The organism is Streptomyces sp. NPDC058579 (assembly GCF_042718575.1).
Lineage (GTDB): Bacteria > Actinomycetota > Actinomycetes > Streptomycetales > Streptomycetaceae > Streptomyces.
This window is the reverse complement of the sequence record NZ_JBHXPI010000012.1, coordinates 140,612-159,738: the sequence shown is the minus strand read 5'-3', so window position 1 is coordinate 159,738 and position 19,127 is coordinate 140,612. Positions and strand designations below refer to the sequence as shown.

The following is a 19,127-nucleotide window of genomic DNA, read 5'->3' as shown; positions in this document are numbered from 1 at the left end:
GGGGCCGCGACATGGTGGCGAAGAAGACCGCCGCGAAGAAGACCTCGACCGCCGGTTCCACCGGTTCCACGGGCGGAACCGGCGGGGCGGCCAAAGACGTCACCGGGAAGAAGTCGACGGTCGCGAAGAAGGCGGCGACGAAGGCGGCCGACAAGACGGCGGCCAAGAAGTCGGCCGCCAAGAAGACGGTGGTCGAGGAGACGGTCGACAACGAGGCGGTGGCCAAGAAGGCCGTGGCCAAGAAGACGGTGGCCAAGAAGGCCGCCAAGGCGCCGGCGAAGAAGGCGGCCGCCAAGAAGGCCCCGGCGGCCAAGAAGGCCGCCGCGAAGAAGAGCGCAGTCAAGAAGAAGGCCGCTTCCGCGGCGCAGGCGCAGCAGACAGGAGCCGCGACAGTGGCAGCGAAGAAGACCGCGGGTGGCGTCAGGACGGCCGAGAGCGATGCCGCGGTTCCCCAGGCACGTACCGGCGAGCTGGCCGTACGCCCCGGTGAGGACCCCTGGACGCCCGAGGAGGTCGCCGAGGCCCGGGCCGAGCTGGAGAGCGAGGTCCTCCGGCTGCGGGCCGAGCTGCTGCACTCCAAGGAGGAGCTGACCGGCCTCATGCGGGACTCCGGGGACGGCGCGGGCGACGACCAGGCCGACACCGGTACGAAGAACATCACGCGCGAGCACGAGCTCGCCCTGGCGGCGAACGCCCGCGAGATGCTGGAGCAGTCCGAGCACGCCCTGGAGCGCCTCGACGCGGGCACCTACGGCCTCTGCGAGGTCTGCGGCAAGCCGATCGGCAAGGCGCGCATGCAGGCCTTCCCGAGGGCCACGCTCTGCGTCGAGGACAAGCAGAAGCAGGAGCGCCGCGGCTGACGGGGCCGAAGGGGTGTGCCGTACCCTCGTGCACAGTCAGGCACCTAGGTTGAGGGACTCACGTGGCAGAGGCGGAGCGCATCATCGGTACGCCGGATTCGGACGACGCTGACGGCGTGGTCGGCCCGGGTGGGGAGACCACGGGCGGAGCGGTCTCGGGCGAGGAGACCTCGGGTGAGGCCGAGGCCCAGGCTCAGCGGCCGAAGGGCAAGCGCAAGATCGTCGCGCTGCTCGTGGTCGCGCTCATCGCGTACCTGCTCGACCTCGGCAGCAAGATGCTCGTGGTCGCCAGGCTGGAGGGCCACGAGCCGATCCAGGTCATCGGCGACCTGCTGAGGTTCGAGGCGATCCGGAACCCGGGCGCCGCCTTCGGCATGGGCGAGGCCTTCACGATCATCTTCACCTGCATCGCGGCCGTGGTGATCGTCGTGATCATCCGGCTCGCGCGCAAGCTCTACAGCACGTGGTGGGCGGTCGCGCTCGGTCTGCTCCTCGGCGGTGCGCTGGGCAACCTGACCGACCGGATCTTCCGTTCCCCGGGCGTCTTCGAGGGCGCGGTCGTCGACTTCATCGCCCCCGCGCACTTCGCCGTCTTCAACCTCGCGGACTCCGCGATCGTCTGCGGCGGCTTCCTGATCGTGATCCTGTCCTTCCGGGGCCTGGACCCGGACGGCACCGTCCACAAGGACTGAGCACTCCCGGCACAAGGCATACTCGACGGGTGAGTACAAGTCCCGAGATCCGCACCCTGCCCGTTCCCGATGGCCTGGAGGGCGAGCGCGTCGACGCCGCCATCGCCCGTATGTTCGGGTTCTCCCGTACGAAGGCGGCCGAGCTGGCCGCCGCCGGGAAGGTCCAGGTCGACGGCGCGGTCGTCGGCAAGTCCGAACGGGTCAGCGGTGGCGCGTGGCTGGAGGTAGAGATGCCTGGCGCCCCGGCGCCGGTGCAGATCGTCGCCGAGCCGGTCGAGGGCATGGAGATCGTCCACGACGACGACGACATCGTCGTGATCATGAAGCCGGTCGGGGTCGCCGCCCACCCGAGCCCCGGCTGGACCGGGACGACGGTCATCGGCGGCCTCGCCGCCGCCGGGTACCGCATCTCCACGTCCGGCGCCGCCGAGCGCCAGGGCATCGTGCACCGGCTCGACGTCGGCACCTCGGGGCTCATGGTCGTCGCCAAGTCGGAGCGGGCGTACACGCTGCTCAAGGCCCAGTTCAAGGAGCGGGTCGTCGACAAGCGCTACCACGCCCTCGTCCAGGGCCACCCGGACCCGATGAGCGGCACGATCGACGCGCCGATCGGGCGCCACCCGAACCACGACTACAAGTGGGCCGTGACCGCCGACGGCAAGGCCTCGGTGACGCACTACGACCTGATCGAGGCCTACCGCGCCGCCTCGCTGCTCGACATCAAGCTGGAGACCGGCCGTACGCACCAGATCCGGGTGCACATGTCGGCCCACCGCCACCCCTGCGTCGGTGACCTCACCTACGGGGCGGACCCGACGATGGCCAAGCGGCTCGGCCTGACGCGCCAGTGGCTGCACGCCGTGCGCCTCGGCTTCGAGCACCCCTCCGACGGGCGCTGGGTCGAGTTCTCGTCCACGTACCCGGCGGACCTGCAGAACGCGCTTGACCGGATCGAGGCAGAGAGCGCGTGAGCACCGGCTACGTTGTACGCGAGGCGATCGGGGACGAGGACAGGGAGGCCTGCTTCGTCGTCCGCCGCGAGGTCTTCGTCGTCGAGCAGAACGTGCCGCAGGAGATCGAGTACGACGCGTACGACGCGACGGCCGTGCACGTCCTCGCCGTGCGCGAGGACGGGCTTCCGCTCGGCACGGGCCGGCTGCTGCACGGCGCCGACGCGGTCGGCAAGACCGGGGGCGACGCCTCCGTCGGCTCGCTCGGCCGCCTCGCGGTCTCCAAGGCCGCGCGCGGCCTCGGGGTCGGCGCGGCGCTCGTCCGCGCCATCGAGGACGCGGCCCGCGAGCGCGGCCTGGCGGCGGTCGACCTGCACGCCCAGACCCACGCGCTCGGCTTCTACGAGCGGCTCGGCTACGAGGTGTACGGCCCCGAGTTCCCGGACGCGGGCATTCCGCACCGCGCGATGCGACGGGCGCTCTAGCCGCCTGCCGCACCGGCCAGTGGGCTTGTGAGCGGCTCCGCACGGCGGTTTGGGGGGATTCGCCCCCTGGCGTGGCAGGGTTGAGGCCCGATCATCGACCGTGCCCGCCGTCCGGCGGCCGGAAGGGCGCCCCGTGGATCAATTGGCCCTGTTGTTCCTGCTGTTGCTGGGCGCGGTGCTCACCGTGCCGCTCGGGGACCGGCTCGGTCTTCCGGCCCCGGTGCTGATGACCGTCATCGGGGCCGTCATGGCGTTCCTGCCCTTCGTGCCGAACGTCGACATCCCGCCCGAGTACATCCTTCCGCTCGTCCTCCCGCCGCTGCTCTACGCCTCCGTGCAGCGCACGTCCTGGCGGCAGTTCGCGGCCAACCGGCGGCCCATCTTCCTGCTCGCCGTCGCCCTGGTCTTCGTCACCACGGCCGCCGTCGCCGCCACCGCCGACGCGCTCCTCCCGGCGCTCCCGCTCGCCGCCGCCGTCGCCCTCGGCGCGCTGGTCGCGCCGCCCGACCCCGTCGCCGCGACCGCCGTCGCCGGCTCGCTCGGCCTCCCGCGCCGGCTCGTCTCGATCCTGGAGGGCGAGGGGCTCTTCAACGACGTCACCGCGATCGTCCTCTACCACGTGGCGATCGGCGCGGCCGTCGGCGGCAGCTTCAGCTGGGAGGGCGCGGGCCTCGAACTCGTCCTCTCCGCCGTCGTCGCCGTGGCCGTCGGCCTCGTCCTCGGCTGGCTCAGCAACAAGCTCATGGGCATCCTCGGCGAGGCCACCCTGCAGACCGGGCTCACCCTCCTCGTCCCCTTCGTCGCCTACGTCCTCGCCGAGGAGCTGCGGGGCTCCGGCGTCCTGGCCGTCCTGGTCGTCGCCCTCTACCTGGCCGAGAACGCCCTCGACGCCGACGACGTGATGGGCCGGCTCGCCGGGCAGACCTTCTGGCAGATCGTCGACACCCTCGTGACCGGCATCGCCTTCGGACTCATCGGCCTCGAGCTCCACAACGTCTTCGGCACCGCCGACGGCCGGCTCAGCGAGATGATCGGCTGGGGCGCCGCCGTGACCGGTGTCGTGATCGTCGTACGGCTGCTCTGGCTGCTGCCGGCCACCTGGCTGGCCAAGCGGCTGCACACCCTGCGCGACTACGACGAGGAGATCCCCGTCAGCTGGCGGGAGACCGTCGTCATGTGGTGGTCCGGGATGCGCGGGGTGGCCTCCGTGGCGCTCGCGCTCGCCATCCCCCTGCGTACGGACGACGGACAGCCCTTCCCCGGCCGGGAGGAGATCATCTTCATCGCCTTCTGCGTGATCATGACCACACTCGTCCTCCAGGGACTCACCCTGCCCTGGCTGGTCAGGCGGCTCGGCGTACGCGCCGACACGGACGCCGAGCGCGCCCTGGAGCGGGAGCTCGCGATGCGCGCGTTCAAGGCGGCCAAGCGGCGGCTCAAGGAGGTCGAGGAGACCGAGGAGCTGCCGGAGGAGGTCCAGGAGCGGCTCCAGCGCGGCGCGTTCGACATCGGGGCCCGGATCAGCCCGGACCTGGTGGACGAGGAGCGGCGGGCGGCCTTCGCCGAGCGGGCCGGGCGCCTCAAGGCCGTCCAGCGCATCCAGCGCGAGATGATGTCCGCCGCCCGGCACGAGGTGCTCGCGGCGCGCAGCGAGCCGGGTGCCAACCCCGAGGTGGTGGACCGGGTGCTGCGCCAGCTGGATGTGCGCAGCATGCGGTGAGCGCCGGTTGTCAGGGCCGCCTGGCAGGATGGACCGCATGGACATCATGCTCTTCCACTCGACCTACGGTCTCCGCCCGGCGGTGGAGGCCGCGGCCGAACGGCTGCGGGCCGCCGGCCACCAGGTGCACGTGCCCGACCTCTTCGGGGGCCGGACCGCCGACACCGTCGAGGAGGGCATGGCGCTCCAGAAGGAGATCGGCAAGGAGGAGCTCCTGAAGCGGGCGATCCTGGCCGCCGCTCCCTACTCGGAACGCGCCCTGGTCTACGCGGGCTTCTCCTTCGGCGCCTCGGTCGCGCAGACGCTCGCCCTCGGCGACGACAAGGCGCGCGGGCTGCTCATGCTGCACGGCACCTCGGACATCGCGGAGAACGCCTCCGCCGACGACCTTCCCGTACAGCTGCACCTCGCCGACCCGGACCCCTTCGAGTCGCACGACTGGCTGACGTCCTGGTACCTGCAGATGGGCAGGGCGGGCGCCGACGTCGAGGTGTACCGCTACCCGGGCGCCGGGCACCTGTTCACCGACCCGGACCTGCCGGACTGGGACGAGGCCGCCGCCGAGCAGACCTGGACGATCGCGCTCGCGTTCCTGGAGAGCCTTCAGGAGGACTGACCGCGAGGCTGGGCGGACACGCGCGAGGGCGCGGCGGGGGCTCTCCCGCCGCGCCCTCGGACGTCGGGCGATGGATCAGGAGCGGTACGCCGTCCAGGCGTTGGTCATCCGCGTGACCTGGCCCGGGGTGAACTGGGTCATGCAGGAGTCGTACGTGTAGTCCATGAAGTTCTTGATCGGGTCCAGGCCGGCCTTGGAGGCGCAGCTGTCGCGGCCCGTCGGGCACTCGTACGCCGGGCTGGCCTCGGCCGGGGTGTCGCTCACCGAGTCACCGGCTCCGTTGCAGCCGCCCTGGAACGTGTGGTACAGCCCCATCCAGTGGCCGACCTCGTGCGTCGCGGTGTCGCCCTCGTTGTAGTTGGCCGCGGTGCCGCCCGGCAGCGAGGAGTCGAGGACCACCACGCCGTCCATGGACGGGTTGGAGGCGTACGAGGACGGGAAGGTCGCCCAGCCGAGCAGGCCGCCGCTGAGCTTGGCGGTGTAGAAGTTCAGCGCGCCGGCGCCGCCCTTGCGCAGGGTCTGCTTCATCTGGCGCTCGGCGCTGGAGCCGGAGGCCAGGTTGTACCAGGACGCGTTGTTCGTGTAGTCGGTCGAGGCGAGGGTGAACTGGTAGTTCGTGTTCACGTTGCCGGAACCCTGGCCGCCGTAGGCCGCGTTGAGGACCGCCAGCTGCTTGTTGATGTCGGTGGCTGTCAGCTTGCCCGTCGTACCGCTGTGGATGACGTGGAAGTGGACCGGGACGGTCACCACGGCGGCGGCAGCGGTGGCGGAGGCGCGCCCGTTCGAACGGGCCGCGGCCAGTCTCTTGTCGAGGTCGGCGTCCATGGCCTTGGCCTGGGCCGGGGTGACCTCGTTGGGCTCGGCGCCGTGCTTGTCGGCGCCACGGGCCTTGCGGGCGCCGGAGAGGGCCTCGCCCTCGTGCGGGTCGCACTCCTCGGCGCCGGCCGCGGCGGTCGTGGTGGTGGGCGTCTGGGCGACCGAGGGGGCCGAGAGCGGGGCCAGGGCCAGGGTTCCGGCCATGATGGCGGTGCCGAGCATACGACGTGTCAGACGTGGTGATATACGGACAAGAGCACGCATGGTGACTCCTCGCGGGGGGTGTGCGGAGAGGTGATTCCTCGCCACGGCGGGGAGATTACGCGTCCATGTCAGATCTTGATGAGCATTGATCAAGCCCAATCATTCGTCGTGCATATCGGGGCATCGGGAAGAAAGTCTCCGGTCCGCTCCGGAGTCTGAACGGGGATACGAAACAATCCGCGCGGCATCGACGGGTGGTGTGTCCGGGTTCGGCCAACCGAACTCACCACCCGTCGTGGCGATGTGATCTCCCGTTAACAGAAGGGATCATGGCCGAAAATAGGCCATGCGGTCAGCTCATCGCACCGGCTGGTACACGCGCTCGATCTTCTGCGTCCCGTTCTTCGTCCGGTACGAGCGCTGCCACGCGGTCGTGGCGTCCGGCTTCGTGCGGTCGGAGACCGTGTAGTAGTCCATCTGCGTCCGCTCGGTCGTCACGTCGAGCACGCCGTAGCCGTGGTGGTCCATGTCCACCCACTTCACATGGCGGTTGGCGGCCTTGATGGCGCCGGACGCCACGAGCGAGACCGTGCCCGGCGGCACGTGCAGCAGGTCGGCGAGGGTGTCCGAGGTCACCGAGGTCACCACGAACTCGGTCGCGGCCGACTGCGACAGCGGGTACGTCGCCGCCTTCACCGGTACGTCGTTGGCCCACGCCATGTGGATGTCACCGGTCAGGAACACGGTGTTCCGGATGGACCGCTGGGTCAGGTGCGCGAGGAGCTCCTTGCGGTCGTCCGTGTAGCCGTCCCACTGGTCGACGTTGACCGCGAGCCCCTCCTTCGGCAGGCCGAGCAGTTCGGCGAGCGGGGCGAGGAGGTGGGCCGGCAGCGCGCCGAAGGCGACCGGCGAGATCATCACCGAGGTGCCGACCAGCTTCCAGGTCGCGTCCGAGCCGGCGAGCCCCGACTTCAGCCAGTCCAGCTGGGCGCGGCCGGTGATCGTACGCTCCGGGTCGTCGACCTCGCCCTTGCCGACCGAGGACTGCTGGGAGCGGAAGGAGCGCAGGTCGAGCAGGTGCAGATCGGCCAGCTTGCCGAAGCGCAGCCGCCGGTAGACCGTGCCCTCGGTCGAGGCGCGGACCGGCATCCACTCGAAGTACGCCTGCTTGGCGGCCGCCACCCGGGCCGCCCAGTCGCCCTCGGTGCCCGGAGTGTGGTTCTCCGCGCCGCCCGACCAGGTGTCGTTGGCGACCTCGTGGTCGTCCCAGATCGCGACCATCGGGTGTGTCGCGTGCAGCGCCTGGAGGTCGGCGTCCGTCTTGTACGTGGCGTGCCGGAGCCGGTAGTCGGCCAGCGAGACGATCTCGTGCTTCGGCTCGTGCTGCCGCACCGTGTACGGGGCCTTGGGGTAGGAGCCGCTCGCGTACTCGTAGATGTAGTCGCCGAGATGGAGGATCGCGTCCAGGTCCGTGCGGGCCGCCAGGTGGCGGTACGCGGAGAAGTGGCCGGCCTCCCAGTTGGAGCAGGAGACCACGCCGAAGCGGACTCCCGGCGTGGTGGCGTCGGCGGTCGGGGTGGTCCTGGTGCGGCCGACCGGCGAGACGGCGTCGCCGGCGGTGAAGCGGAACCAGTACGGGGTCTCCGGGCGCAGGCCCCGGACGTCCACCTTCACCGTGTGGTCGCTCGCGGCGGTCGCGTTGGCGGTGCCCTCGGCCGCGGTCCGGGTGAAGGCGCGGTCCTCGGCGATCTCCCAACGGACCGTGACGGCGGGGCCCTTGCCGGAACCCGGCGTGGCGTCGGGGGTGGGGGTGACGCGCGTCCAGAGCAGGACGCCGTCGGGCAGCGGGTCGCCGGAGGCGACACCGTGCAGGAACGCGGGGGCCTCGGAGCCCGCGAGCGCGGGGGAGGCGGCGCCCACCAGGGCAGGGGTGACGACGGCCGTGATTGCGGCGGCCTTCACGACGGTTCTGCGGGTGGGGGCGGGGGATATGTGTCGACTGGTCACGGCCAGTCAGATTACTGACGAGTATGACGAACAGGCAGACGAATACCGGAAAGTTCGCGCACTCGTCGCCCGGTGGTCGGGATGACCCGGGCATAGGGGACGGGTCGGGCCCTCGCCCCGGAGCGGGGCGGGTCCGTGGGAGTGCTCCCACGGACCCGAGCCCGGCACGATCCGAACGAAGAGGCCCTAGGGCCTGTCCGGCGGATCAGGGTCGGACAGGCCGGACAGGCCGGACAGGCCCTAGCCCTTCAGCGCGGGCGTGAGCGCCGCGGTGAACTCCTCGAGCGTCAGCGGCGGGTTCTTGCTGCCCTGGGCGGTCAGCGCCTTGCCGTCCATCTTCAGCGTCGGCGTCCCCGTCACACCGCTCTTCTCGAAAGCCGCCGACATCTTCATCGCCCAGGCGTCGAAGGTGCCGCCCTCCACGTTCTTCTTGAACTCGGCGTTCCCCTTCAGCGCCGGGACCGAGTCCGCGACCTTCAGCAGGTACGAGTCCTTGGCGAACTCGTCCTTGCTCTCCTCCGGGTGGAACTCCGCGGAGTAGAGCGCCGCCTTGTACTTCAGGAACGCCTCGGGGCTCACGTCCAGGGCCGCGCCCAGGGCCGAGAGGGCGTTCTTCGAGCCCTCGCCCTGGTCGGAGTTGTCGATGAAGGTGGCGCCGACGTACTTGAGCTTGTACTTGCCGTCCGTCACGTCCTTGTCGACGGTCGCGCCCACCTGCTGCTCGAACTGCGCGCACACCGGGCAGCGCGAGTCCTCGTAGATCTCCAGGGTCTTCTTGGCGGTCGGCTTGCCGACGACCACCGTCGTGCCGTCCGTGCCCTCGGTGTTCTTGGGCGCGGTGACCTTGGTCTCCTTGCCCGCCGCCTCCCAGTGCGAGGGCTTGTTGGACTGGACGACGGCGTAGCCGACGCCGCCGGCGACCGCCAGGACCGCGACCGCCGACACGGCGACGGTCACCTGGCGGCGCACCTTCTCCTTCTTGGCCTGGCGTTCGCGCTCGACGCGCAGCCGCTCGCGGGCGGCGGCCTTGTTGGTCTGGCTGTTGCGTGCGCTCATGATCGTGATCTCCGTGAAAGTCGAAAGCCCCGAGAGCCCGGAAGGAAGAAAGGGCGATGGGCAGGAAGGGGGGACTGCGGTGCTCAGGCGAGGGCGAAGCCCGAGCGCGGCGGTCCACGCCGTCCGACGGAGTGCACGAGAAGGCGCGTACGGGACGGGCGGGGCCGGTCCACCGGACGGCCCGCCCGGCCGGTGACCGGGCGCGGCGTGCCGAAGAGCGCGGCGACGACCAGCAGGGGCCGGAACGCCAAGGCCGCGACGGCGCCGATCAGCCGGGCCAGCGCCCGCTCGCCGTGCCGCAGCCAGGCCGCCGCGAACAGCCCGACCGACACATGGGCGGCGAGCAGCAGCCACGGCAGGGCCGGCGCGGGGGAGCTGAGCAGGGCGGCGGCGGTCCCGCTCTCCGGCGCGGCGACGCCCGGCAGCGGGGTGCCGACGGCGCCGCCGCACAGCACGTCCACGCCGACCGCGCGCAGCGAACCGGCGACCGGGCCGCCGGCGGGGCCGTAACAGACCGCCTGGCCGGTGGTGAAGATCGTGTCGGCGGCCAGCTCCAGCGGGACGAGCAGCCCGGCGATCGAGCCGAAGCCGCGCTCCCGGCCGGCCAGCGCGTACGCGACGGCGAAGACACCGGCCGAGAGCAGCCCCACGGTCAGCAGGGGCAGGGGCACCTGGGACAGCAGGACATGGGAACCGGCGGACAGCGTCACGACCAGTGCCGTGAAGAGCGCCGCCCGCAGCCCCCTGAGCCGCTTCCCTGATATGTCCATAGTCGCTGGAGAGTGTGCCATGCCTTCCTGTAAGAGGCCCTTAAGGGCAGGCTGTGAACGGCCTGCGGGCCCGGGATCGAACGGCCTACAGGCCCGGGATCCGGCCGTTGCGGAACAGGTCCACGAAGATCTGGTGGTCCGCACGCGCGCGTGCCCCGTAGCTGTGGGCGAAGTCGACCAGCAGGTCCGCGAAGCCCTCCTCGTCGGCCGCGATCGCCGCGTCGATGGCCCGCTCCGTGGAGAACGGCACCAGGGAGTGGCCGCTGGAGTCGTCGGCCGCCGCGTGCATCGTCGCCGTCGCCCGCCCGAGGTCGGCCACGGTCGCCGCGATCTCCTCCGGGTCGTCGATGTCCGACCAGTCCAGGTCCACCGCGTACGGCGAGACCTCCGCGACCAGCTGACCGGAGCCGTCCAGCTCCGTCCAGCCGAGCCACGGGTCCGCGTGCGCCTGGAGCGCCCGCTGCGAGATGACCGTGCGGTGACCCTCGTGCTGGAAGTAGTCCCGTACCGCCGCGTCCGTGACGTGGCGCGAGACGGCCGGCGTCTGGGCCTGCTTCATGTAGATCACGACGTCGTTCTCCAGGGCGTCGCTGTTGCCCTCCAGGAGGATGTTGTACGACGGGAGGCCGGCCGAGCCGATGCCGATCCCGCGCCGCCCGACGACGTCCTTGACCCGGTACGAGTCGGGGCGCGCGAGCGAGGACTCCGGCAAGGTCTCCAGATAGCCGTCGAAGGCCGCGAGCACCTTGTAGCGCGTCGCCGCGTCCAGCTCGATGGAGCCGCCGCCGGAGGAGAAGCGGCGCTCGAACTCGCGGATCTCCGTCATCGAGTCGAGCAGCCCGAAGCGGGTCAGCGAGCGGGCCACGCGCAGGGCGTCCAGGAGCGGGCCCTCGGCCGTGTCCAGGGTGAAGGGCGGCAGCTCGTCGTCCTTGGCGCCGGTCGCGAGGGCGTGGATGCGCTCCCGGTAGGCGGCGGCGTAGATCCGTACCAGCTCCGTGATCTGCTCGTCACTGAGCGCCTTCGCGTAGCCGATCAGCGCGAGCGAGGCGGCGAGCCGCTTCAGGTCCCAGGTGAAGGGGCCGACGTACGCCTCGTCGAAGTCGTTGACGTTGAAGACCAGACGGCCGTTGGCGTCCATGTACGTGCCGAAGTTCTCCGCGTGCAGATCGCCGTGGATCCAGACCCGGCCGGTCCGCTCGTCCAGATACGGGCCGCCGTGCTGTTCCTGGTCGAGGTCCGCGTAGAAGAGGGACGCCGTGCCCCGGTAGAAGGCGAAGGCGGAGCCGGCCATCTTCCGGAACTTCACGCGGAAGGCGGCCGGGTCGGCCGCGAGGAGCTCGCCGAAGGCGGCGTCGAAGACGGTGAGGATCTGCTCACCGCGCTCCGTGGCGGTGGGCTGGGGGACCGACATCGAGGTGCCTCCTGTGACAAGACCGTTCATGACAATTGGTACACGCGTTCTCTGTCTCTCAACGCGCGACCGTACCGCCGAGTGCCCACCGGCTGTCAGTCCGCCGACGTAGACTTCCACGCTGTCCCCCAGACTGTTCGCAGCCTGCCATCCCCCGTTCTCCGGAGGCTCCTCGCCGTGACCAAGCCGCCCTTCACGCACCTTCACGTACACACCCAGTACTCGCTGCTGGACGGTGCCGCGCGGCTCAAGGACATGTTCAACGCGTGCAACGAGATGGGCATGACCCATATCGCCATGTCCGACCACGGCAACCTGCACGGGGCGTACGACTTCTTCCACACGGCCAAGAAGGCCGGCGTCACGCCGATCATCGGCATCGAGGCGTACGTCGCCCCCGAGTCCCGGCGCAACAAGCGGAAGATCCAGTGGGGCCAGCCGCACCAGAAGCGGGACGACGTCTCCGGCTCCGGTGGTTACACCCACAAGACGATCTGGGCGGCGAACGCCACCGGACTGCACAACCTCTTCCGGCTCTCCTCCGACGCCTACGCCGAGGGCTGGCTCCAGAAGTGGCCCCGGATGGACAAGGAGACCATCTCCCAGTGGTCCGAGGGCCTGATCGCCTCCACCGGCTGCCCCTCCGGAGAGCTCCAGACCCGGCTGCGCCTCGGCCAGTTCGACGAGGCCCTGAAGGCCGCCTCCGAGTACCAGGACATCTTCGGCAAGGACCGGTACTTCCTGGAGCTGATGGACCACGGCATCGAGATCGAGCGCCGGGTCCGCGACGGACTCCTGGAGATCGGCAAGAAGCTCGGCATCCCGCCGCTGGTCACCAACGACTCGCACTACACGTACGCGCACGAGTCGACCGCGCACGACGCCCTGCTCTGCATCCAGACCGGCAAGAACCTCTCCGACCCGGACCGCTTCCGCTTCGACGGCACCGGCTACTACCTGAAGTCCACGGACGAGATGTACGCCATCGACTCCTCGGACGCCTGGCAGGAAGGCTGCCGGAACACCCTCCTGGTCGCCGAGCAGATCGACACCGCCGGCATGTTCGAGCCGCGTGACCTCATGCCGAGGTTCGACATCCCGGAAGAGGGCTACACCAACACGACCTGGTTCAAGGAGGAAGTGCGGCGCGGCATGAACCGCCGCTTCCCCGGAGGCGTCCCCGAGGACCGGCAGAAGCAGGCCGAGTACGAGATGGACGTCATCATCCAGATGGGGTTCCCGGGCTACTTCCTCGTCGTCGCCGACTTCATCATGTGGGCGAAGAAGCAGGGCATCGCCGTCGGCCCCGGCCGAGGCTCCGCGGCCGGTTCCATCGTCGCGTACGCCATGGGCATCACCGACCTCGACCCCATCCCGCACGGACTGATCTTCGAGCGGTTCCTCAACCCCGAGCGCGTCTCCATGCCCGATGTCGACATCGACTTCGACGAGCGTCGGCGCGTCGAGGTGATCCGGTACGTCACCGAGAAGTACGGCGCCGACAAGGTCGCCATGATCGGCACGTACGGCAAGATCAAGGCGAAGAACGCCATCAAGGACTCCGCCCGGGTCCTGGGCTACCCGTACGCCATGGGCGACCGGCTCACGAAGGCCATGCCCGCCGACGTCCTCGGCAAGGGCATCGACCTCAACGGCATCACCGACCCCTCGCACCCGCGCTACAGCGAGGCCGGCGAGATCCGCGGGATGTACGAGAACGAGCCGGACGTGAAGAAGGTCATCGACACCGCCAAGGGCGTCGAGGGCCTGGTCCGGCAGATGGGTGTGCACGCGGCCGGCGTGATCATGTCCAGCGAGCCGATCGTCGACCACGCCCCGATCTGGGTGCGGCACACCGACGGCGTCACGATCACGCAGTGGGACTACCCGCAGTGCGAGTCGCTCGGCCTGATCAAGATGGACTTCCTGGGTCTCCGGAACCTCACGATCATGGACGACGCGGTCAAGATGGTGAAGGCCAACAAGGGCCTCGACCTCGACCTGCTGGCCCTGCCGCTGGACGACCCGAAGACCTTCGAACTGCTCCAGCGGGGCGACACGCTCGGTGTCTTCCAGTTCGACGGCGGCCCGATGCGTTCGCTGCTGCGGCTGATGAAGCCCGACAACTTCGAAGACATCTCCGCCGTGTCGGCCCTCTACCGGCCGGGCCCGATGGGCATGAACTCGCACACGAACTACGCCCTGCGCAAGAACAAGCAGCAGGAGATCACCCCGATCCACCCCGAGCTGGAGAAGCCGCTCGAAGAGGTGCTCGCGGTCACCTACGGCCTGATCGTCTACCAGGAGCAGGTGCAGAAGGCCGCCCAGATCATCGCCGGGTACTCGCTCGGCGAGGCCGACATCCTCCGTCGCGTGATGGGCAAGAAGAAGCCCGACGAGCTGGCGAAGAACTTCACCATCTTCCAGGAGGGCGCCCGGAAGAGGGAGTACAGCGACGAGGCCATCCAGGCCCTCTGGGACGTCCTGGTCCCCTTCGCCGGCTACGCCTTCAACAAGGCGCACTCGGCCGCGTACGGCCTGGTCTCCTACTGGACCGCGTACCTCAAGGCGAACTACCCCGCCGAGTACATGGCCGGACTGCTGACCTCGGTCAAGGACGACAAGGACAAGTCCGCGGTCTATCTGAACGAGTGCCGCCGCATGGGCATCAAGGTCCTGCCGCCGAACGTCAACGAGTCGGAGTCGAACTTCGCCGCCCAGGGCGACGACGTGATCCTCTTCGGCCTCTCCGCCGTCCGTAACGTCGGTACCAACGTCGTCGAGTCGATCATCAGATCGCGCAAGGCCAAGGGCAAGTACGCGACCTTCCCCGACTTCCTCGACAAGGTCGAGGCCGTCGTCTGCAACAAGCGGACCATCGAGTCGCTGATCAAGGCCGGCGCCTTCGACGAGATGGGCCACACCCGCAAGAGCCTCGTCGCCCACCACGAGCCGATGATCGACAACGTGGTCGCGGTGAAGCGCAAGGAGGCCGAGGGGCAGTTCGACCTCTTCGGCGGCATGGGCGAGGAGACGAGCGACGAGCCCGGCTTCGGCCTGGACGTGGAGTTCTCCGACGTCGAGTGGGAGAAGTCCTACCTGCTCGCCCAGGAGCGCGAGATGCTCGGCCTCTACGTCTCCGACCACCCGCTCTTCGGCATCGAGCACATCCTGTCCGACAAGTCGGACGCGGCGATCGCCCAGCTGACCGGAGGCGAGCACAGCGACGGCGCGGTCGTCACCATCGGCGGCATCATCTCGGGCCTCCAGCGCAAGATGACCAAGCAGGGCAACGCCTGGGCCATCGCCACCGTCGAGGACCTGGCCGGCTCCATCGAGTGCATGTTCTTCCCCGCCACGTACCAGCTGGTCTCCACCCAGCTCGTCGAGGACACGGTCGTCTTCGTCAAGGGCCGCCTCGACAAGCGCGAGGACGTGCCCCGGCTGGTCGCCATGGAGCTGATGGTCCCCGACGTGTCGAACGCCGGGACCAACGCGCCCGTCATCCTCACCATCCCGACGGTCAAGGTCACCCCGCCCATGATCAGCCGACTGGGCGAGATCCTGGGCCACCACAAGGGCAACACCGAGGTCCGGATCAAGCTCCAGGGCCCCCGCACCACGACCGTCCTGCGGCTCGACCGGCACCGGGTCCAGCCCGATCCGGCGCTCTTCGGCGACCTGAAGGTGCTGCTCGGGCCGTCCTGCCTGGCGGGGTAGTTCCCTACGGGTCCATCGAGGACCACCCGCGCGGAAGGGGCGCGCCCGTCGTCACGGGTGCGCCCCTTCCGGGGTTACGCGCGGTCAGTTGTGACCGAAGCGCTTCTGACGGCCCTTGCGAGCCATGTCGCCGGGAGTCACCTGCGAGGCACGCTGCTCGGCCTGCGACTCCATCGACGACTGCTGCGCCTGCTGGGCGCCGCGCTCGGCCGGCGAGGACTGCTGCTGACTGCGGTTCTGCTTGCGATTCTTGGCCATGGTGATGCCTCCTCAAAGGGATCTCGGGGCCAGGGCCGCTGTCAGACTCACACATGGGGCGAACCGTCGCATTTTGGATCATTACCGACAGTGATCGGTGCGCCGGTCGGCCACCGAGCGTCCACGAAGTGACATTCGCCACGCCGATGATCCAGTTCCGGCCGTCAACCTCCCGACGTTCGGGCAGACTCGAAGGAAATCCGAAGCAACTTCCGATCCCGAGGTTCCCGAAAGAGGGTGGAACACGTGGACCGCTGCGTCGTTCTGGTGGACGCCGGCTATCTGCTGGGTGCCGCCGCGAGCCTTCTCGCCGGGGAACCGGCCCGCTCCAGGATCACCGTCGACCACGCCGCGCTCATCCAGAACCTCCGAGAACGGGCCGAGGCGGACACCGAGCAGCCCCTGCTGCGGATCTACTGGTTCGACGGCGCACCCGACCGGGTGCCCCAGCCCGAGCACCGCAGGCTCCGCGTCATGCCCCGGGTGACCGTCCGGCTCGGCGCGCTGACCCGCAGCGACGGCCGCTGGGCCCAGAAGGGCGTCGACGCGGCCATGCACGCCGAGCTGACCGAGCTGGCCAGGAACCGGGCCTGCTCCGACGTGGTCCTCGTGACCGGCGACGGCGACCTGCTGCCCGGCCTGATGTCCGCCAAGGAGCACGGCGTCGCCGTCCACCTCTGGGCCGTCCAGGCCGCCGACGGCGACTACAACCAGTCCGAGGACCTCGTCGCCGAGGCCGACGAGCGCCGCGTCCTCGACCGGGCCTGGATCACCCGGGCCGTCCGCGCCAAGGACCTCACCGGCCTCTGCGCGCCGCCGCCCGCCCCGCGCCCCGAGATCGCCGCGATCCTCTCCGCCCCGCTGCCCGAGTCGGCGCTCGCCGCCTCCGCCGAGCGGGCCGCGGAGGCGGCGGCCGCGGCAGCCGCTTCCGTACACAACGGGGTCGCCGCGGCCGAGACCGCGGCGCCCGCGTCCGACGAGGACGGGCCGGCGGCCGGCGGGGTGCCCGCGCCGTCCACCGGGAAGGGCGTCCCCACGCCCAAGGACCTGGCCGGGCTCCGCGGGCCCGGCGGCGGACCTGGCGGCGGCCCCGGCGGTCCGGGCGTGCCCGGCGCGCCCCAGCCCGCCGCCACCCTCCGCTGGTCCTCCGACAAGGGCTGGATCGACCGCCCCACCGCGGCCCTCGGCGAGCCGCCCGAGACGGCCTCCCTGCCCACCCTCGCGCAGCTCACCAGCGCCGAGCAGCGCTGGGCGGACCGCGAGGAGGACATCACCACCGTCGGCGGCGACCCCTTCGAGGTCGGGCAGGTGTTCGCCCGCCGCTGGATGGAACGGCTCCCCGAGCAGAGCCACGTCCAGAAGCTCTCCCTCATGTACCCGCGGATCCCGCACCGCATCGACGGCGAACTGCTCCGTTACGCCGCCAGGTTCGGCCTGCTCGCCCACAAGGACGACCAGATCGACGAGCACGACCGGTACGCGATCCGGGCCGGGTTCTGGCGCGAGATCGACGTGCGGGCAGCCGCGGAACGCGCCCCCGCTGGGGAGTAGGCCGGGGGACCCCGTAGGCTCTCCCCCCGTGAGTACGGTGTGCGTGGTGCGGGATCTGGTCAAGACGTACCCCGCCGCGCGCGCTCGGCGGGGGACGCCCGCGACGCCCGAGATCCGCGCCACCGACGGCATCAGCCTCGATGTCAGGGGCGGCGAGATCTTCGGCCTGCTCGGGCCCAACGGCGCCGGCAAGTCCACGCTGGTCCGCCAGCTGACCGGCCTGATGCGCCCCGACTCCGGCACCGTCGAGGTGCTCGGCCACGATCTCGTACGCCACCCGGAGCGCGCCGCGCGCCTGCTCGCCTTCCTCGGCCAGGAGTCCACCGCACTCGACGAGCTGACGGTCTCGCTCGCCGCCGAGACCACCGCGCGGCTGCGCGGACTCTCCGCGCGGGACGCCCGGGCAGAGAAGGACGCGGTCCTCGCCGAGCTCGGGTTGACCGAGCTCGCGGGGCGGCCGCTCAGGAAGCTCTCGGGCGGACAGCGGCGGCTCGCCTGCGTCGCGACCGCGCTCGTCGGCGAGCGGCCGGTCCTGGTCCTCGACGAGCCCACCACCGGGATGGACCCCGTCGCCAGGCGGGCCGTCTGGTCCGCCGTCGACCGGCGGCGCGCCGAGTACGGCACCACCGTGCTGCTCGTCACCCACAACGTCATCGAGGCCGAGACCGTACTGGACCGGGTCGCCGTTCTGGAGCGGGGCAAGGTCATCGCCTGCGACACCCCGACCGGGCTCAAGGAGCGGGTCGCGGGCGAGGTCCGGCTCGACCTGGTGTGGCGCGAGCGCGCCCCGCTGGAGGTGCCCGAGGTCGCCGCGCTGCGCGGGCTCGCGCAGGAGTCGGGGCGGCGCTGGACCCTCCGGCTCGCCCCGGACGAGGCGCGGGCGACGGTCGCGGCGGTGACGGGCGGGGCGGCGTTCGCGGCCCTGGACGACTTCACGCTGGCGACGCCGAGCCTGGAGGATGTGTATCTCGCGCTGGGCGGGGAGACGCAGGGGTTGGTCAAGGCGTGAGGAGCTGTACGGAGTGAGTATCGTGCCCGCCCGGGCAGCGTCGGGGTCGGGGGCCGAGTCGCAGTCGGCGTCGCCGTCGGCGTCGCCTTCGGCCGGGGCCCTCGCGGCTCGGGCCTCCGACGCGCCGTCGGTCGTGAGCCCGGTCGCGCCGCTGGCGCCGCGCGCCCGGCTGCTGCCCGCGCTCGCCGCCGTGTACCGCGCGCAGCTCTCGCGGGCCCGGGTCGCCCGTATCCCCCTGCTCTTCGTGGCGACGTTCCAGTCCGTCGGGATCATGGTCCTGATGCGGGGCGTCGTCGACGGCGGTGCGGAGGCGCGGGCCGTGGTGGCGGGCTCCTCGGTGCTCGTCGTCGCGTTCGTCGCGCTGAACCTGCTCGCCCAGTACTTCGGACAGCTGCGGGCCACCGGCGGCCTCGACCACTACGCCACCCTGCCGGTGCCGCCGGCGGCCGTGGTGCTCGGGGCGGCGGGGGCGTACGCGTCCTTCACCGTGCCGGGGACGGTGGTGACCGCGGTGATCGGGTCGCTGCTCTTCGGGCTGCCGCTCGGCCATCTCTGGATCCTCGCGGCGGTCGTGCCGCTTGCGGGGGCCGCGCTCGCCGGTCTGGGCGCGGCGCTCGGGCTGCTCGCGCCGCGCCAGGAGTTCGCGACACTGCTCGGGCAGCTGGGCATGTCGGCCGCGCTGCTCCTCGGCGTGCTGCCGGCGGAGCGGCTGCCGGGGCCGATCGGCTGGGCGCGGGACCTGCTGCCGTCGACGTACGGGGTGGAGGCGCTGGCCCGGACCTTCGACGCGCGTCCGGACTGGGCGGCGGTCGGCCTTGACCTCGCGGTGTGCGGGGTGGTCGGGGTGCTGTCGCTCGCGGTGGCGACGTGGGCGTATCGCCGGGCGGCGGTCCGCTGAGGCGGGCGGGTTCCGGACCTGGCACGATGGCGGGGTGACCGCACCCCTGACACCGCCTCACCAGCCTCATGAGCCTGAAGAGCCGCCGCGCGACGCGGTGGGAT

The 19,127-nt window shown here is 70.9% G+C and carries 16 protein-coding genes; 10 read left to right on the top strand and 6 right to left on the bottom strand.

The features are described 5' to 3' along the window. The first annotated feature begins 11 nt into the window (after nt 1-11). From ACFWRO_RS17495 to ACFWRO_RS17470, 6 genes are all read left to right on the top strand, one after another. Nucleotides 12-860, top strand: coding sequence for a TraR/DksA family transcriptional regulator (locus tag ACFWRO_RS17495; RefSeq protein WP_384510857.1), 849 nt, complete (start codon nt 12-14; stop codon nt 858-860). 62 nt (nt 861-922) lie between these two features. Next, nucleotides 923-1,552 (top strand): signal peptidase II, encoded by a 630-nt coding sequence (gene lspA / locus ACFWRO_RS17490; protein WP_384510854.1) that lies wholly within the window; start codon nt 923-925, stop codon nt 1,550-1,552. Between the two features lie 29 nt (nt 1,553-1,581). Continuing rightward, nucleotides 1,582-2,523 (top strand): RluA family pseudouridine synthase, encoded by a 942-nt coding sequence (locus ACFWRO_RS17485; RefSeq protein WP_384510851.1) that lies wholly within the window; start codon nt 1,582-1,584, stop codon nt 2,521-2,523. After that, nucleotides 2,520-2,987 (top strand): GNAT family N-acetyltransferase, encoded by a 468-nt coding sequence (locus tag ACFWRO_RS17480; RefSeq protein WP_384510849.1) that lies wholly within the window; start codon nt 2,520-2,522, stop codon nt 2,985-2,987. Before ACFWRO_RS17485 ends, ACFWRO_RS17480 begins: the two co-directional genes overlap by 4 nt. A 133-nt stretch (nt 2,988-3,120) precedes the next feature. Then, nucleotides 3,121-4,707: a Na+/H+ antiporter gene (locus tag ACFWRO_RS17475; protein ID WP_384510846.1), complete on the top strand. Its 1,587-nt coding sequence runs from the start codon at nt 3,121-3,123 to the stop codon at nt 4,705-4,707. A 28-nt stretch (nt 4,708-4,735) separates the two neighbouring features. Then, nucleotides 4,736-5,323 (top strand): dienelactone hydrolase family protein, encoded by a 588-nt coding sequence (locus tag ACFWRO_RS17470; protein WP_384510843.1) that lies wholly within the window; start codon nt 4,736-4,738, stop codon nt 5,321-5,323. Nucleotides 5,324-5,398: 75 nt separating this feature from the next. Here the strand turns inward: ACFWRO_RS17470 and ACFWRO_RS17465 are convergent, their stop codons facing one another. The 5 genes from ACFWRO_RS17465 to ACFWRO_RS17445 form a co-directional block, all read right to left on the bottom strand. Further along, nucleotides 5,399-6,343, bottom strand: coding sequence for a zinc metalloprotease (locus ACFWRO_RS17465; protein WP_384510840.1), 945 nt, complete (start codon nt 6,341-6,343; stop codon nt 5,399-5,401). 357 nt (nt 6,344-6,700) lie between these two features. After that, nucleotides 6,701-8,350, bottom strand: coding sequence for an alkaline phosphatase D family protein (locus ACFWRO_RS17460; RefSeq protein WP_384510837.1), 1,650 nt, complete (start codon nt 8,348-8,350; stop codon nt 6,701-6,703). 240 nt (nt 8,351-8,590) lie between these two features. Then, on the bottom strand, nt 8,591-9,406 hold the full coding sequence (locus tag ACFWRO_RS17455; RefSeq protein ID WP_384510834.1) for a DsbA family protein: 816 nt from the start codon (nt 9,404-9,406) through the stop codon (nt 8,591-8,593). 83 nt (nt 9,407-9,489) lie between these two features. Next, on the bottom strand, nt 9,490-10,176 hold the full coding sequence (locus tag ACFWRO_RS17450) for a hypothetical protein (RefSeq protein WP_384510831.1): 687 nt from the start codon (nt 10,174-10,176) through the stop codon (nt 9,490-9,492). 85 nt (nt 10,177-10,261) lie between these two features. Beyond that, nucleotides 10,262-11,587, bottom strand: a complete 1,326-nt coding sequence (locus tag ACFWRO_RS17445; protein ID WP_384510828.1) for a DUF2252 domain-containing protein — start codon at nt 11,585-11,587, stop codon at nt 10,262-10,264. A gap of 177 nt (nt 11,588-11,764) precedes the next feature. Here ACFWRO_RS17445 and dnaE point away from each other — a divergent pair, with 177 nt between their 5' ends. Next, nucleotides 11,765-15,307, top strand: a complete 3,543-nt coding sequence (dnaE, locus tag ACFWRO_RS17440) for a DNA polymerase III subunit alpha (protein ID WP_384510826.1) — start codon at nt 11,765-11,767, stop codon at nt 15,305-15,307. Nucleotides 15,308-15,391: 84 nt separating this feature from the next. Here dnaE and ACFWRO_RS17435 read toward each other — a convergent pair whose 3' ends face one another. Next, nucleotides 15,392-15,565 carry a hypothetical protein gene (locus ACFWRO_RS17435; RefSeq protein ID WP_175439074.1) on the bottom strand — a complete coding sequence of 58 codons (174 nt, stop codon included), beginning with the start codon at nt 15,563-15,565 and terminating at the stop codon, nt 15,392-15,394. A 237-nt stretch (nt 15,566-15,802) separates the two neighbouring features. Between ACFWRO_RS17435 and ACFWRO_RS17430 the strand changes: the two genes are divergently transcribed. From ACFWRO_RS17430 to ACFWRO_RS17420, 3 genes are read left to right on the top strand one after another with little or no spacing between them, the layout of a single operon-like run. After that, nucleotides 15,803-17,116: an NYN domain-containing protein gene (locus ACFWRO_RS17430; RefSeq protein ID WP_384510823.1), complete on the top strand. Its 1,314-nt coding sequence runs from the start codon at nt 15,803-15,805 to the stop codon at nt 17,114-17,116. A 28-nt stretch (nt 17,117-17,144) separates the two neighbouring features. Beyond that, nucleotides 17,145-18,125, top strand: a complete 981-nt coding sequence (locus ACFWRO_RS17425) for an ABC transporter ATP-binding protein (RefSeq protein WP_384510821.1) — start codon at nt 17,145-17,147, stop codon at nt 18,123-18,125. 13 nt (nt 18,126-18,138) lie between these two features. Further along, nucleotides 18,139-19,023 (top strand): ABC transporter permease, encoded by an 885-nt coding sequence (locus tag ACFWRO_RS17420; RefSeq protein ID WP_384510818.1) that lies wholly within the window; start codon nt 18,139-18,141, stop codon nt 19,021-19,023. The last annotated feature ends 104 nt before the right edge of the window (nt 19,024-19,127 follow it).